Below are 14,698 nucleotides of genomic sequence, written 5' to 3'. Positions count from 1 at the left end.
TTTTTTATTGCAAGCCAGACCAGCTTAGAACAACACGCGGCAACGAATGGTGCCGTTGATGTGCTGCAGCTTCTCTTGCGCCAGGTCCGAGTATTCGGCATCGACGTCGATCACGACGTAGCCGACTTTCTCGTTGGTCTGCAGGAACTGACCGGAAATGTTGATGCCGTTTTCGGCGAAGACCTTGTTGATCTCGCTCATCACACCCGGGATGTTCTCGTGGATGTGCAGCAGGCGGTGCTTGCCAGGGTGGGCCGGCAAGGCCACTTCCGGGAAGTTCACCGACGATACCGAGGTACCATTGTCGCTGTACTTGACCAGTTTTTCCGCCACTTCCAGGCCGATGTTGGCCTGGGCTTCAGCGGTGGAGCCGCCGATGTGCGGGGTCAGGATCACATTGTCCAGGCCACGCAGCGGGCTCTCGAAGATGTCGTCGTTGGAGCGTGGCTCCACCGGGAACACGTCGATGGCGGCGCCGATCAGGTGCTTGTCCTTGATCGCTTCGGCCAGGGCGTCGAGCTTGACCACGGTGCCACGCGCGGCGTTGATCAGGATCCCGCCTTTCTTGATGGCGCGGATTTCCTTCTCACCGATCATCCACTGGGTGGCCGGGGTTTCCGGCACGTGCAGGGTGACGATATCGGACATGCCCAGCAACTCATGCAGGTCGTTGACCTGGGTTGCGTTGCCCAGCGGCAGCTTGGTCACGGTGTCATAGAAGAACACCTGCATGCCAAGGCCTTCCGCCAGGACGGACAGCTGGGTACCGATCGAGCCGTAGCCGACGATACCCAGCTTCTTGCCGCGGATTTCGAAGGAGTTGGCCGCGCTCTTGATCCAGCCGCCCCGGTGGCAGGAAGCGTTTTTCTCTGGGATGCCGCGCAACAGCAGGATCGCTTCGGCCAGCACCAGTTCGGCAACGGAACGAGTGTTGGAGTACGGTGCGTTGAACACCGCGATACCGCGCTCGCGCGCCGCGTTGAGGTCAACCTGGTTGGTGCCGATGCAGAAGCAGCCGACCGCCACCAGTTTCTTGGCGTGGTCGAAGATCTCTTCGGTCAGTTGAGTACGGGAGCGAATACCGATGAAGTGAGCATCGGCGATCTTTTCCTTGAGCTGGGCTTCCGGCAGAGAACTGGTGATGTACTCGATGCTGGTGTAGCCCGCCGACTTGAGGACGTCGACAGCCGATTGGTGGACGCCTTCGAGAAGAAGGAACTTGATCTTGCTCTTATCGAGAGAAGTCTTGCTCATCTGCGTAAACCTGTGTCCCGGAGAAAAATGGCAGGGAATCGGACAGCCTGGGCCGGCCCGACCGGCGTGACAGCCGTCGCCGCAGAACAGCCTTTGGGCACTACGCTGCGGGGTCGGTATGCTAGCATATGCCCCCCGCAAACACCCATTCCTGCGACGTGAAGCGTTCTCAGGATGACCATGAATTGTTCGAGAGTTCTGTCGATGACCAATCCTGCCGTGATAGATGAGCTGAAGACCCTGGTTGAGCCTGGCAAGGTCCTGACCGATGCCGACTCCCTGAATGCTTATGGCAAGGATTGGACCAAGCATTACGCGCCCGCGCCGACCGCCATCGTTTTCCCCAAGACCACCGAGCAAGTCCAGGCCATCGTGCGCTGGGCCAATGCGCACAAGGTTGCGCTGGTGCCATCGGGCGGGCGTACCGGGCTTTCCGCAGCTGCCGTGGCGGCAAACGGCGAAGTCGTGGTGTCATTCGACTACATGAACCAGATTCTCGACGTGAACCTGACCGACCGCACCGCCGTGTGCCAGCCGGGCGTGGTCACCGAGCAATTGCAGAACAAGGCAGAAGAGCACGGCTTGTATTACCCGGTGGACTTCGCTTCGGCCGGTTCCAGCCAGATTGGCGGCAATATCGGCACCAATGCCGGCGGGATCAAGGTCATTCGCTACGGCATGACCCGCAACTGGGTCGCGGGCATGAAAGTCGTCACCGGCAAGGGCGACGTGCTGGAACTGAACAAGGACCTGATCAAGAACGCCACGGGCTACGATTTGCGGCAATTGTTCATCGGCGCCGAGGGCACCCTCGGTTTCGTGGTCGAAGCCACCATGCGCCTGGACCGTGCCCCGAAAAATCTTACCGCGATGGTACTCGGCACGCCGGACTTCGACTCGATCATGCCGGTACTGCACGCCTTCCAGGGCAAGCTCGACTTGACCGCCTTCGAATTTTTCTCTGACAAAGCCTTGGCCAAGGTCCTCGGTCGCGGCGATGTGCCGGCACCGTTCGAAACCGACTGCCCGTTCTATGCCCTGCTGGAATTCGAAGCCACCACAGAAGAGGTCGCCAACCATGCGTTGGAAACCTTTGAACACTGCGTCGAACAGGGCTGGGTGCTGGACGGCGTGATGAGCCAGAGCGAAACCCAGTTGCAAAACCTGTGGAAGCTGCGTGAGTACATCTCCGAGACCATCTCCCACTGGACGCCGTACAAGAACGACATTTCGGTAACCGTGTCGAAAGTGCCAGGCTTCTTGCGGGAAATTGATGCAATCTTCGGCGAACATTACCCAGATTTCGAGATCGTCTGGTTTGGCCACATCGGCGACGGCAACCTGCACCTGAACATCCTCAAGCCGGAAAACCTGAGCAAGGACGAGTTCTTCGCCAAATGCGCGACAGTGAACAAATGGGTCTTTGAAACCGTCGAGAAGTACAACGGTTCGATTTCCGCCGAACACGGCGTGGGCATGACCAAGCGTGACTACCTGACGTACAGTCGTTCTGCGGTTGAAATCGAATACATGAAAGCCGTGAAAGCGGTGTTCGACCCTAACGGCATCATGAACCCGGGCAAGATTTTCGCGGTTTGACCCATAAAAACACCTGATGAAATCTAGAGGCAGGAGTCGGTAATGAGCTATCAGCACCAGTATGTCGACGGTACGCGTATTCATTTCCCGGTGGGCAAAGTGGTGTGCATCGGCCGCAACTACGCCGAGCACGCCAAGGAACTGGATAACCCGGTGCCTACAGAGCCGCTGCTGTTCATCAAGCCGGGCAGCTGCGTGGTGCCGCTGGAAGGCGGCTTCAGCATTCCTGCCGACCGCGGTTCGGTGCACTACGAGGCCGAGATTGCCGTGCTGATCGGCAAGCCTTTGTCCACCAAACCCAGCGTTGAAGAAGTGCTGGACGCCATTTCCGGTTTCGCCCCGGCCCTGGACCTGACCCTGCGGGACAAACAGGCCGAGCTCAAGGCCAAGGGTTTGCCGTGGGAAGTCGCCAAATCCTTCGACGGTGCGGCAGTGATCGCACCATTTGTCTCCAAAGATACGTTTGCCGACCTGGGCGACATCCCTGTGCGCTTGACCATCAATGGCGAAGTCCGCCAGGACGGCAACAGCAGCCTGATGCTCAACCCCATTGTGCCGATGATCCAGTACATGGCCGGCTGCTTCTCGCTTCAGGCCGGCGACGTCATTCTCACCGGCACCCCGGCGGGCGTCGGGCCGCTGAACGTTGGCGATGAGCTGGTGCTGGAATTGCCTGGGGCGAGCCGCTTCGAAAGCAGCGTTCGCTAACAGCTACGCCTGCTATCCAAGGAGAGCAAGCCTGCTCGCTCCCCTTGGATAGCAGAGCACCAGCCCATTAACCATTTTTTCACATGCCATCTGGATAATCCTCGGGATTGCGGCATCTGAGCCTGCCGATCCCTCGCGGAATTTCTGGAATATCTTCCTGATGGCTAACACCCAAATCCTGCCCGTACCCTCGAGCGCTCGCCCCGCGCGCTTCAAATTGCCTCGGTATGCCTGGCTGTTGCTGGCGGCAATTGCTGCCTACAGCTCGGCGTCGGCCATGCATTGGGACGACCGCGCCCGGCTTTGGGTATCGGAACGCTTCCAGAGCCAGGGCCTGCGCCAGGGCAGCATTTGGCTCCCTGAATACCGCGCTGTTATTGATGCCAAGGAATTTCCCGGAATGGAGGAGGATGAAGCCTCCGACCTGACCTATAACCCCCAGACCAAGACTTTATTCACCGTGATGGGGAAAAATCCGTTCCTGGTGGAGCTGACCCTGGAGGGCGATGTACTGCGCCAAATCCCTTTGGTGGGCTGGAGCAACCCGGAAGGTGTGAGCTACATGGAGAAGGGGAGGCTGGCCATCACCGATGAGCGAAAGCACACGCTATCGATCGTTCAAGTGGATGCCAACACCCGGGAATTGAACTTCACCGCCTTCCCTAGCTACAACCTGGGCTCGTCGAAAAACCAGAACAAAGGATTCGAAGGCATCGCATGGGATCCTCGCAACCGACAATTGGTGCTGGGCGAAGAGCGTCCACCCGCATTGTTCACCTGGAAAAGCGACGGAAGCCAATTGCTCAAGGGAGACAAACAGATCCGTGCCAGCGATGAACTTGACCTGCGCAACCTGTCGGCCCTGGCCGTCGATCCCCGCACGGGTCATACCGTATTGTTGTCCGCCGATTCTCATTTGCTGCTGGAACTTGATCAACAAGGTGAACAGGTGAGTTTCATGACCTTGCTCGGCGGCTTCAACGGACTGAAAGACACGATCCCTCGCGCAGAAGGCGCCGCCCTCGACGAGGCCGGCAATCTTTACATGGTGAGCGAACCTAACCTGTTCTATCGCTTCGAGAAATCACGATAGCGAAAACGCTGTCAGGTAATTCACCAATCATTGTAGGGCATGGCAGTCGGCCATTAAGCTTCAGTTCAGGCAGTCGTGATATTTCAACCACCTGTTCTAATCCGAGCCTATCCACATGCATCGACTTGCCCGCCCTAAACCATTGTTCCTGCTGCTGATAGTCGTGCTGATTACGCTAATCGCGACAGGCCAGTACCTGCGCCTGTTCGAACGCGCCTGGTTTAACCTGAACACCCTCTGGCAGCCCATCAATGACCAGGCAATCTCACTGGACCAATATCAGGTCACGCTTGAAGCACAGGTAATAGAAGGCCTGGACGAAGACGTTTCGGCGTTGACCTACGACCCGATTCGCAAAAGCCTGTTCACCGTCACCAACAAGAATGCCGAGCTGATTGAACTGTCACTGGATGGCAGAATACTGCGACGCATCGCCTTGGTCGGATTTGGCGACCCGGAAGCGGTGGAGTACATCAGCGAGAACATCTACGTCATCACCGACGAGCGCCAGCAGCGGCTGATCAAGATCCATCTGGACGAAGACACCCGGTTCCTTGATGCGGCCGAGGCTGAGCAAATGACACTCGGCGTCCATATGCGAAGCAACAAGGGTTTCGAAGGGCTGGCCTACGACTCCATTGGCAAGCGCCTGTTCGTGGCCAAGGAACGCGATCCGATGCTGATCTATGAAGTCCACGGCTTTCCCCACCATAATCCGGAAAAGTCCTACGCGGTCCATGTGATCAATAACCCCAAGCGCGATGCCGGGCTGTTTGTCCGCGATCTTTCCAGCTTGCAATACGACGAGCGCAGCGGTCATTTGCTGGCGCTGTCCGATGAGTCCAGGTTGATTATCGAGCTGGATATCGACGGTCGGCCGTTGAGCACGCTGTCGCTGAACAAGGGGCGCCATGGCCTGAAGAACACCATACCGCAGGCGGAAGGCGTGGCCATGGATGACGACGGCAACCTGTACGTGGTGAGCGAGCCGAATCTGTTCTACGTATTCAAGAAGCCGCAGCCTTGAACCTGGCACAGACCTGAATGTGGAAGCGGGCTTGCTCGCTCCCACAGGGTCCGCTGCAGAACCGCTGGGCTTATTCGGCCCGCAGGGTCTTCACCCCTTCAGCAGTCCCCAGCAACAGCACATCCGCCGGACGAGCCGCGAACAAGCCATTGGTGACCACGCCGACGATGGCGTTGATCTGGCTTTCCAGTTCCACCGGGTTGGTGATCTGCAGGTTATGCACATCCAGGATGATATTGCCGTTATCGGTCAGCACACCTTCGCGATACACCGGGTCGCCGCCCAGCTTTACCAATTGGCGGGCAACGTGGCTGCGGGCCATAGGGATGACTTCCACTGGCAGCGGGAACGCGCCGAGCACCGGCACCAACTTGCTGGCATCGGCGATGCAGATGAAGGTCTTGGCGACGGCCGCGACGATTTTCTCGCGGGTCAATGCCGCGCCGCCGCCCTTGATCAGGTTCAAGTGCGCGTCGCTTTCGTCGGCGCCATCAATGTAAAACTCCAGGTCGCTCACGGTGTTGAGTTCGTACACCGGGATGCCGTGGCCCTTCAGGCGTGCGGCGGTTGCTTCGGAACTGGCGACCGCGCCATCGAACGCGCCTTTGTGCTGCGCCAACGCGTCGATGAAGCAATTGGCGGTAGAGCCGGTGCCGACCCCGACGATGCTCTTGTCATCCAGCTTCGGGAGGATGAGGTCGACAGCGGCCTGGGCCACGGCCTGTTTGAGTTGATCCTGGGTCATGCGGGCTCCGAAAACGGGCGAGGAGTAAAGAGGGGCGCGAGTATAACCCAACAAAACCTCGGGATTCGTGTGGTCGCCCGGCCAAAAGCCGGGTTAGACTCCCTGGCCCTGCCCAACCCGCTCAGTGATGCTTTCCGATGCTTGAACAGTACGTCAAAAAGATCCTCACCTCGCGCGTTTATGACGTTGCCGTAGAAACCCCGCTGCAGACCGCCCGCCAGCTCTCCGAGCGACTGGGCAACGAGGTCTGGCTCAAGCGTGAAGACTTGCAGCCGGTGTTCTCGTTCAAGATTCGCGGGGCCTACAACAAGCTGACCCAACTCAGCGACGAAGAGCGCGCCCGTGGCGTGGTCACGGCCTCGGCGGGCAACCATGCCCAGGGCCTGGCGCTCGCCGCCAAGGTGCTGGGGGTCAAGGCCACCATCGTCATGCCCAAGACCACCCCGGAGATCAAGGTCGAAGGCGTGCGCTCCCGTGGCGGCAAAGTGGTGTTGCATGGCGATTCGTTCCCCGAAGCCCTGGCTTATTCACTGAAGCTGGTCGACGAAAAAGGCTACGTCTACATCCATCCTTATGACGATCCTCACACCATCGCCGGGCAGGGCACCGTGGCGATGGAGATCCTGCGCCAGCATCCGGGGCGCCTGGATGCGATATTCGTCCCGGTGGGCGGTGGCGGACTGATCGCCGGGATCGCGGCCTACGTGAAATACCTGCGCCCGGAAATCAAGATCATCGGTGTCGAGCCGGATGATTCCAATTGCCTGCAAGCGGCCATGGCTGCCGGTGAACGCGTGGTCCTGCCGACCGTCGGGCTGTTCGCCGATGGCGTTGCCGTGGCGCAGATCGGCCAGCACACCTTCGATATCTGCAAGCACTACGTGGACGAAGTGATTACCGTCAGCACCGACGAGATCTGCGCAGCCATCAAGGATATCTACGACGATACCCGCTCGATCACTGAACCTGCCGGCGCGCTGGGTGTTGCTGGCATCAAGAAGTATGTCGAGACGCGCAGCATCAGCGGCCAGACGCTGGTCGCCATCGATTCCGGCGCCAACGTGAACTTCGACCGCTTGCGCCATGTGGCTGAGCGCGCCGAGTTGGGTGAGGGCCGCGAAGCGATCATCGCCGTGACCATCCCCGAGAAGCCGGGTAGCTTCAAGGCTTTCTGCGAAGCCATTGGCAAACGCCAGATCACCGAATTCAACTACCGCTACAACACCGGCAGCGAAGCGCACATTTTCGTCGGCGTGCAGACGCATCCGGAAAACGACCCGCGCAGCAAGCTGATTGCCAGCCTGACCGAGCAGGGCTTCCCGGTTCTGGACCTGACCGACAATGAACTGGCCAAGCTGCACATCCGCCACATGGTCGGCGGCCACGCGGCTCACGTCATCGACGAGGTGGTGCTGCGTTTCGAGTTCCCCGAACGTCCGGGGGCGCTGTTCAACTTCCTCAATAAGCTGGGCGGACGCTGGAATATCTCGATGTTCCATTACCGCAACCATGGCGCGGCAGACGGCCGTGTGGTCGCCGGCTTGCAGGTGCCCCACGATGAACGCCACCTGGTACCGGCCGCCCTGGAAGAAATCGGATATCCGTACTGGGATGAAAGCGATAACCCGGCCTATCAGCTGTTTCTCGGCTGAAAGGCTACGCTGAAGGACGTCGGTCCAAGGAAACCCCATGGAAACTCTGCTGACCCTGAAAATCATCCATGTCGCCGCCACGGTCTTGCTCCTGGCTTGCGCTGCAAGCCTTGCCGCCGTGGCCTGGCGCAAACGCAGCGAGGCACCGAGCTGCACGCTGCGGCGTCCTTGGCCGCTGGCATGGGCCACGATGCTGGTGTGCATGCTGAGCATGCCGTTCACCGGCTGGTGGCTGGTTCATCTGGTGGGCTGGCCGCTGGGGCAAGCCTGGCTGCTGGCCTCCAGTGTGATCTATACCGTGGCCACACTCTGCGTCCTATGGCTGCTGGCACGGCTCAATCGTCTGCGCATGGGTAACGGTGGCGGCGGTAGATTTACCCTGGCTTTGGCGATCATCGGCGGTGTCGGCTTCCTCTCCATCGCCGCATTGATGGGTGCCAAGCCGATTTAAGCGACAAGGAGCGTCATGAAAATCCTACTGGTGGGAGGCAGCGGTTTTATCGGACGCCACCTGCTGCGAGCGCTGCATGGCGATGGCCACTCGATCATCGCCACCCGCCGTAACCTTGGGCCGCCCAGCTGGCCTGGGGTTGAATGGCGGCCGCTGGATCTTGGGGTATTGGCGGTCGACCCAACACATTTTGTCTTCCCTCCGGACGTCGACCTGGTGATCAACGCGGCAGGCCTCCTCAGCGTGGACGCCCAGGCGCTGAGCCTGGTCCAGGATCGTGGCACGCGAGCGCTGTTCGACCAGGCTGCGCGCCACGGCGTTCGCATCCTGCAGATTTCCGCACTGGGCGCGAGCGCTCAATCCGACGTACCGTTCCTGGCGAGCAAAGGCCTGGCTGACGAATATCTGTCCAACCTCGACAGCCATTCGGTTGTGCTACGGCCCTCATTGGTGGTGGGACCCGGTGGCGCGAGCAGCGGCTGGATGGAAGGCCTATCGCCTTGGCCAGTGATTCCCTTGTTGGATCTGACGGCGCGCATCCAGCCCGTGCACATCGATGATCTGGTGGGCGCGGCGCTCGCCCTGCTGCGGCAATGGCCAACCGAATCAGTGATGGTGCCATTGGTGGGGCCCGAGCCCATGACGCTCGCCCGGCTCATCGATCACTTGCGAGCCGCGCAAGGTTGGGCGCCTGCACGCTATATCAAGGCGCCTGCGCTCTTGGCCGAAATGGGCAGCCGATTGGGGGACTGTTTCGGCTGGCGGGCGCTGAACCGGCAAAGCGTAGCGCTGGCACAACGGGACAACCTTGCCGACCCCGAGGTACTCGCATCGATCTGCGGGTATCGCGCCGCCCCTGTCCAGACCCGCTTGCTCGGGTGGCCCACCGTCGCCCAGAGCAGCCTTCGGGCGGTCCGCCCGTTGATGCTCGCGGTGCTGGCGTTCATCTGGCTGGGAACCGCCGTGGTGTGTCTCGGCCCCGGCTACGACTGGGGGTTGCGCATCATGGCCGAAGCCGGCGTCCATGGCGCCTGGGCGAAACTTGCGGTCGTCAGCGGCGCGCTGCTTGATGGCGCGCTGGGCGTGGGCATGTTGCTCCAGCGTTGGCGACGCCAGGCATTGCGGCTTCAGCTGGGGTTGATGCTCGGCTATACGCTATGCATCAGCTTTACCCTGCCCCATTATTGGTTCGACCCTTATGCGGCTGTCGCCAAGAACCTGGTGTTGATAGTCGCGACTTTATGGCTGCTTTGGACCGAACCCCGCCGATGAGCATTTACCTGCTGTTGAAAACCCTGCACATCCTGTCTTCGACCATCCTGTTCGGCCTGGGCGCGGGGTCTGCCTACTACGCGCTTCGAGCCTGGCGCAGCGGCAAGCTTGAAGTCATTGCGGTCACCTTCAAACATCTGGTCTTCGCCGATTGGGCGTTCACCGCCACCACCGCTGTATTCCAGCCACTGAGCGGCCTGGCGCTGATGCACATCGCCGGCTGGCCGTTGCAACAGAATTGGTTGATGTGGAGTATCGGGCTTTATTGCCTGGCGGGCGCCTGTTGGCTGCCGGTGGTCTGGTTACAGATCCGTGTACACAAAATGGCCGAGCAAGCCTTGCGGGACGGTACGCCCATCCCGATCAAGGCCGCCACCTACATGCGCTGGTGGTTTGCGCTGGGCTGGCCGGCGTTCCTGGCGTTCATGGCGATTTTCTACCTGATGGTCGCCAAGCCCGCGTAAGCGGCCCACCGGTATTTGCCCGGCGGGCCTGCGCGAAGGCTCAGTCGCGCAGACTGATGACTGGCCAGCCGCGCCTCTCGGCCTCGGCCCGAAGATTCGGGTCCGGATCCACCGCCACCGGATGCGTCACCACTTCCAACAGCGCCAGGTCATTCATCGAGTCGCTGTAGAAATAGCTGCCTTCGAGCGAATGCCCGGTCTCTTCCAGCCAACGGTTCAGCCGGGTCACCTTGCCCTCGCGAAAACAGGGGATATCGGTGCTGCGTCCGCTGTAGCGCCCATCGATCATCTCGCATTCGGTGGCGATCAGGGTTTCAACCCCCAGGCGTTCGGCAATCGGGGCGGTGACGAAGCGGTTGGTGGCCGTGATGATCACGAGCTTGTCGCCGGCATCACGGTGTTTCTTCAATAGCTCGATCGCTTGGGGCAAGACGATGGGTTCGATGCAGTCGCGCATGTAATCGAGGTGCCATTGAGCCAGGACTTCCATCTCGGTACGGCCCAGGATTTCCAGGCAAAAGTTCAGGTACGCGGCGTTGTCGAGCTTGCCGGCCAGGTAGTCCTGGTAGAACTCATCGTTGCGCGCCTTGTAACTCACAGCATCGAGGAAGCCGCGCTCACACAGGTAATCGCCCCAGGCGTGGTCGCTGTCGCCACCCAGCAGCGTATTGTCCAAGTCGAATAAAGCCAGCCGCATTGCAATTACTCGCTGAAAATTCTGAGGAAAGGCGCCCAGAATACGTACTTTTCACAAGAGTGCACATAAGCTCGGCAGGCTCGTTGCTGCTTTCACAACCTTTGTGGAACAATGCGGCGACATGCGTTTGCGAGGTTGTTGCCGTGATCGATCCCGATGGTTTCCGTCCCAATGTGGGGATCATTCTTACGAATGATGCTGGGCAGGTGCTATGGGCACGCCGTATCAATCAAGACGCCTGGCAGTTTCCCCAGGGTGGGATCAACCCCCAGGAGACGCCGGAAGAAGCTTTGTACCGCGAGTTGAATGAAGAAGTCGGGCTGGAGCGAGAGGACGTCGAAATACTCGCCTGCACCCGAGGCTGGTTGCGCTATCGTTTGCCGCAACGCCTGGTCAGGACGCACAGCCAACCGCTGTGCATCGGCCAGAAACAGAAATGGTTTCTCCTGCGCCTGATCTCCAACGAACAGCGGGTGCGGATGGATTTGACCGGTAAACCGGAGTTCGATGGCTGGCGCTGGGTCAGCTATTGGTATCCGTTGGGCCAGGTGGTGACATTCAAGCGCGAGGTTTACCGACGCGCCCTCAAAGAGCTTGCCCCGCGCCTGCTGACGCGCGACTGACGACGGAGTTCGACCCCGAGCCATGCTCAATACGCTGCGCAAGATCGTCCAGGAAGTTAACGCCGCCAAGGATCTCAAGGCGGCGTTGGGCATTATTGTATTGCGCGTCAAAGAGGCCATGGGCAGCCAAGTCTGCTCGGTCTACCTGCTTGACCCCGAGACCAACCGTTTCGTGCTGATGGCCACCGAGGGCTTGAACAAGCGCTCCATCGGCAAGGTCAGCATGGCTCCCAATGAAGGCCTGGTCGGCCTGGTCGGCACGCGCGAAGAACCCCTGAACCTGGAAAATGCCGCGGACCACCCGCGTTACCGCTACTTCGCGGAAACGGGCGAGGAACGCTACGCGTCATTCCTTGGCGCGCCGATCATCCACCACCGCCGCGTCGTCGGCGTATTGGTCATCCAGCAGAAAGAGCGTCGCCAGTTCGACGAAGGCGAAGAAGCCTTCCTCGTCACCATGAGTGCGCAACTGGCCGGGGTCATCGCCCATGCCGAAGCCACCGGCTCGATCAGCGGCCTCGGCCGCCAGGGCAAGGGCATCCAGGAAGCCAAGTTCGTCGGCGTGCCAGGTTCCCCGGGCGCGGCGGTGGGCACCGCGGTGGTCATGCTGCCGCCTGCCGATCTCGATGTGGTGCCGGACAAGGCCATCGCCGACATCGATGCCGAACTCGGTTTGTTCAAGACCGCCATCGAAGGCGTGCGGGCCGATATGCGCGCGCTTTCGGCGAAGCTGGCGACGCAGCTGCGCCCCGAAGAGCGCGCGCTGTTCGACGTCTACCTGATGATGCTCGACGATGCCTCCCTGGGCAGCGAAGTCACCACGGTCATCAAGACCGGCCAATGGGCCCAGGGCGCGTTGCGCCAGGTGGTGACCGACCACGTCAACCGTTTCGAATTGATGGACGACGCCTACCTGCGCGAGCGCGCCTCCGACGTCAAGGACCTTGGCCGTCGTTTGCTGGCGTATTTGCAGCAGGAGCGCCAGCAGACCCTGGTCTATCCCGACAACACCATCCTGGTCAGCGAGGAGTTGACCCCGGCGATGCTCGGCGAAGTGCCTGAGGGCAAGCTGGCGGGCCTGGTCTCGGTCCTGGGTTCGGGCAACTCCCACGTGGCGATTTTGGCCCGGGCCATGGGTATCCCGACGGTCATGGGCGTGGTGGACCTGCCGTATTCCAAGGTCGACGGCATCCAGATGATCGTCGACGGCTACCACGGCGAGGTCTATACCAACCCCAGCGAGGTTTTGCGCAAGCAGTTCGCCGACGTGGTGGAGGAAGAAAAACAACTGTCCCTGGGCCTCGATGCGCTGAGGGATCTGCCGTGCGTGACGCTCGACGGCCACCGCATGCCGCTGTGGGTCAACACCGGCCTTCTGGCCGATGTGGCCCGGGCGCAGAAACGTGGCGCCGAGGGCGTGGGCCTGTATCGCACCGAAGTGCCGTTCATGATCAACCAGCGCTTCCCCAGCGAAAAGGAACAGCTGGCGATCTATCGCGAGCAATTGTCTGCGTTCCATCCCCAACCGGTGACCATGCGCAGCCTGGATATCGGTGGCGATAAATCCCTGTCCTATTTCCCGATCAAGGAAGACAACCCCTTCCTTGGCTGGCGCGGGATCCGGGTAACGCTCGACCATCCAGAGATTTTCCTGGTCCAGGCGCGTGCAATGCTCAAGGCCAGCGAAGGCCTGAACAACCTGCGCATCCTGTTGCCGATGATCTCCGGCACTCATGAGCTGGAAGAGGCCCTGCACCTGATTCACCGGGCCTGGGGCGAGGTGCGCGATGAGGGGACCGACGTGCCGATGCCGCCGGTAGGGGTAATGATCGAAATTCCGGCGGCGGTGTACCAGACCAAGGAATTGGCGCGGCAGGTGGACTTCCTGTCAGTCGGCTCCAACGACCTGACCCAATACCTGCTGGCCGTGGACCGCAACAACCCACGGGTGGCCGACCTGTACGACTATCTCCATCCGGCCGTGCTGCAAGCCTTGCAGAACGTGGTGCGCGACGCCCATGCCGAAGGCAAGCCGGTGAGCATCTGTGGCGAAATGGCCGGCGACCCGGCGGCCGCGGTGCTGCTGATGGCGATGGGCTTCGACAGCCTGTCGATGAACGCCACGAACCTGCCCAAAGTGAAATGGATGCTGCGCCAGATCAACCTCAGCAAGGCCCAGGAGCTGCTGGCGGAACTGATGACCATCGACAATCCGCAGGTGATTCACAGCTCCTTGCAGTTGGCGCTGAAGAACCTTGGGTTGGCGCGGATGATCAATCCGGCGTCGAGCAAGACCCTCTAAGCAAGAGCACCTTTGGCGAGGGAGCTTGCTCCCTCGCCACGGTTTATCGTCGGCATTGAACGAGCAGCTCCACCTCCCCCAAATGCCCACCGTGGGGCCCGAAACTGCGCTCGACCATCTGTTGCGTCCCATCGGCATGGACGATCAGCGCGGTACTCGCCCGCGTCCCGTAGGCAGGGCTGGCGATGAACACGCTCGACAGCAGCATTTCCGTCGCCAGTCCCACACCCGTGTCCGGCAGCTCACCCACCGGTGCAGGTTGCGGGTCATTCAATAGCGCCAACAATGCCTGGGGCTGCGGATCGTCCAGCACTTCGCCCAGCGCCGTCCGGGCCTTGAGCAACTTGGGCCATGGCGTATTCAGCCCAGCGTTGGACAAGCCATAGACGCCGTCGGCCAATTGCTGTGGCCGGGTATCGCGGGCGTTGTAATGCCACAATTCGGCGCCATCGCCAAGCAGCAGGTTGAAACCTCCGTACTCCCCGGCACGCGGCACGATTTCGCTCAGGTAATCGGCAATCGACAGATTCCCGGTCAGGAACCGCGCCACCAGTTCTCCACGAGACTTGAATGCCGGCAGTTGACCGGGGTCGCGAATATTGGTCAGGGCCGCAAAGCGACCGTCGGCACCCACGCCGAGCCAGGTGCCGCCCGCTTCCAGGTCACGACCAGCATGCACGTGCGGCGCGTCAGGCCACTGCGCCAGCGGCAGCGTCGGGCGTGCATAGAACTCGTCGCGGTTGGCCGCCACGACCAGCGGCTGGGCGTGGCCGGGGCGCCAGGCGAATACGATCAGGCACATCAGGTTGTC

Annotated in this window: 14 protein-coding genes; 10 read left to right on the top strand and 4 right to left on the bottom strand. The window is 60.7% G+C overall.

Annotation, left to right across the window (positions count from 1 at the left end; translation table 11 throughout):
- Positions 1-24 precede the first annotated feature (24 nt).
- Complete coding sequence (serA, locus tag VQ575_RS01300; protein ID WP_039592617.1) at positions 25-1,254, bottom strand: phosphoglycerate dehydrogenase; 1,230 nt, start codon at positions 1,252-1,254, stop codon at positions 25-27.
- Positions 1,255-1,458: 204 nt separating this feature from the next.
- Between serA and VQ575_RS01295 the strand changes: the two genes are divergently transcribed.
- From VQ575_RS01295 to VQ575_RS01280, 4 genes are all read left to right on the top strand, one after another.
- Entirely contained in the window at positions 1,459-2,853 is a 1,395-nt protein-coding gene (locus VQ575_RS01295) for an FAD-binding oxidoreductase (RefSeq protein ID WP_325918904.1), read from the top strand.
- A 42-nt stretch (positions 2,854-2,895) separates the two neighbouring features.
- Positions 2,896-3,561 (top strand): fumarylacetoacetate hydrolase family protein, encoded by a 666-nt coding sequence (locus VQ575_RS01290; RefSeq protein ID WP_039592615.1) that lies wholly within the window; start codon positions 2,896-2,898, stop codon positions 3,559-3,561.
- A gap of 160 nt (positions 3,562-3,721) precedes the next feature.
- Positions 3,722-4,654: an SdiA-regulated domain-containing protein gene (locus VQ575_RS01285; protein WP_325918903.1), complete on the top strand. Its 933-nt coding sequence runs from the start codon at positions 3,722-3,724 to the stop codon at positions 4,652-4,654.
- Between the two features lie 115 nt (positions 4,655-4,769).
- Positions 4,770-5,681 carry an SdiA-regulated domain-containing protein gene (locus tag VQ575_RS01280; RefSeq protein ID WP_325918902.1) on the top strand — a complete coding sequence of 304 codons (912 nt, stop codon included), beginning with the start codon at positions 4,770-4,772 and terminating at the stop codon, positions 5,679-5,681.
- Positions 5,682-5,751: 70 nt separating this feature from the next.
- On the opposite strand, the gene rpiA is transcribed toward VQ575_RS01280, so the two are convergent.
- Entirely contained in the window at positions 5,752-6,426 is a 675-nt protein-coding gene (gene rpiA, locus VQ575_RS01275) for a ribose-5-phosphate isomerase RpiA (protein ID WP_030140525.1), read from the bottom strand.
- Positions 6,427-6,563: 137 nt separating this feature from the next.
- Here rpiA and ilvA point away from each other — a divergent pair, with 137 nt between their 5' ends.
- The 4 genes from ilvA to VQ575_RS01255 are packed head-to-tail and all read left to right on the top strand — an operon-like array spanning position 6,564 to position 10,265.
- Entirely contained in the window at positions 6,564-8,078 is a 1,515-nt protein-coding gene (gene ilvA / locus VQ575_RS01270; protein WP_030140526.1) for a threonine ammonia-lyase, biosynthetic, read from the top strand.
- 37 nt (positions 8,079-8,115) lie between these two features.
- Complete coding sequence (locus tag VQ575_RS01265) at positions 8,116-8,529, top strand: DUF2269 family protein (RefSeq protein WP_039592612.1); 414 nt, start codon at positions 8,116-8,118, stop codon at positions 8,527-8,529.
- Positions 8,530-8,544: 15 nt separating this feature from the next.
- On the top strand, positions 8,545-9,801 hold the full coding sequence (locus tag VQ575_RS01260) for an SDR family oxidoreductase (protein WP_325918900.1): 1,257 nt from the start codon (positions 8,545-8,547) through the stop codon (positions 9,799-9,801).
- Positions 9,798-10,265: a DUF2269 family protein gene (locus VQ575_RS01255; protein ID WP_039592610.1), complete on the top strand. Its 468-nt coding sequence runs from the start codon at positions 9,798-9,800 to the stop codon at positions 10,263-10,265. The genes VQ575_RS01260 and VQ575_RS01255 overlap by 4 nt, the downstream gene beginning before the upstream one ends.
- 40 nt (positions 10,266-10,305) lie before the next feature.
- On the opposite strand, the gene VQ575_RS01250 is transcribed toward VQ575_RS01255, so the two are convergent.
- The gene (locus VQ575_RS01250) at positions 10,306-10,962 is read right to left on the bottom strand and encodes a histidinol-phosphatase (protein WP_039592609.1); all 657 of its coding nucleotides are present in this window, start codon (positions 10,960-10,962) and stop codon (positions 10,306-10,308) included.
- Between the two features lie 143 nt (positions 10,963-11,105).
- Between VQ575_RS01250 and VQ575_RS01245 the strand changes: the two genes are divergently transcribed.
- Together VQ575_RS01245 and ptsP are read left to right on the top strand one after the other, a co-directional pair.
- The gene (locus VQ575_RS01245) at positions 11,106-11,585 is read left to right on the top strand and encodes an RNA pyrophosphohydrolase (RefSeq protein WP_003186867.1); all 480 of its coding nucleotides are present in this window, start codon (positions 11,106-11,108) and stop codon (positions 11,583-11,585) included.
- Between the two features lie 22 nt (positions 11,586-11,607).
- Positions 11,608-13,887, top strand: a complete 2,280-nt coding sequence (gene ptsP / locus VQ575_RS01240; protein WP_039592608.1) for a phosphoenolpyruvate--protein phosphotransferase — start codon at positions 11,608-11,610, stop codon at positions 13,885-13,887.
- A 43-nt stretch (positions 13,888-13,930) separates the two neighbouring features.
- On the opposite strand, the gene VQ575_RS01235 is transcribed toward ptsP, so the two are convergent.
- Positions 13,931-14,689, bottom strand: coding sequence for an NRDE family protein (locus VQ575_RS01235; RefSeq protein WP_039592607.1), 759 nt, complete (start codon positions 14,687-14,689; stop codon positions 13,931-13,933).
- Positions 14,690-14,698: the final 9 nt, after the last annotated feature.

Origin of the sequence: Pseudomonas frederiksbergensis, from assembly GCF_035751725.1 — a bacterium.
In the GTDB taxonomy this organism is placed as follows: Bacteria; Pseudomonadota; Gammaproteobacteria; order Pseudomonadales; family Pseudomonadaceae; genus Aquipseudomonas; species Aquipseudomonas frederiksbergensis_A.
This window is presented reverse-complemented; position numbering and strand designations above follow the sequence as displayed.

Coding starts and splice junctions, on each gene's coding strand:
- serA (WP_039592617.1), bottom strand. CDS start 1,254: ATGAGCAAGACTTCTCTCGATAAGAGCAAGATCAAGTTCCTTCTTCTC.
- rpiA (WP_030140525.1), bottom strand. CDS start 6,426: ATGACCCAGGATCAACTCAAACAGGCCGTGGCCCAGGCCGCTGTCGAC.
- VQ575_RS01280 (WP_325918902.1), top strand. CDS start 4,770: ATGCATCGACTTGCCCGCCCTAAACCATTGTTCCTGCTGCTGATAGTC.
- VQ575_RS01290 (WP_039592615.1), top strand. CDS start 2,896: ATGAGCTATCAGCACCAGTATGTCGACGGTACGCGTATTCATTTCCCG.
- VQ575_RS01265 (WP_039592612.1), top strand. CDS start 8,116: ATGGAAACTCTGCTGACCCTGAAAATCATCCATGTCGCCGCCACGGTC.
- ilvA (WP_030140526.1), top strand. CDS start 6,564: ATGCTTGAACAGTACGTCAAAAAGATCCTCACCTCGCGCGTTTATGAC.
- VQ575_RS01255 (WP_039592610.1), top strand. CDS start 9,798: ATGAGCATTTACCTGCTGTTGAAAACCCTGCACATCCTGTCTTCGACC.
- VQ575_RS01295 (WP_325918904.1), top strand. CDS start 1,459: ATGACCAATCCTGCCGTGATAGATGAGCTGAAGACCCTGGTTGAGCCT.
- VQ575_RS01250 (WP_039592609.1), bottom strand. CDS start 10,962: ATGCGGCTGGCTTTATTCGACTTGGACAATACGCTGCTGGGTGGCGAC.
- VQ575_RS01260 (WP_325918900.1), top strand. CDS start 8,545: ATGAAAATCCTACTGGTGGGAGGCAGCGGTTTTATCGGACGCCACCTG.
- VQ575_RS01235 (WP_039592607.1), bottom strand. CDS start 14,689: ATGTGCCTGATCGTATTCGCCTGGCGCCCCGGCCACGCCCAGCCGCTG.
- ptsP (WP_039592608.1), top strand. CDS start 11,608: ATGCTCAATACGCTGCGCAAGATCGTCCAGGAAGTTAACGCCGCCAAG.
- VQ575_RS01285 (WP_325918903.1), top strand. CDS start 3,722: ATGGCTAACACCCAAATCCTGCCCGTACCCTCGAGCGCTCGCCCCGCG.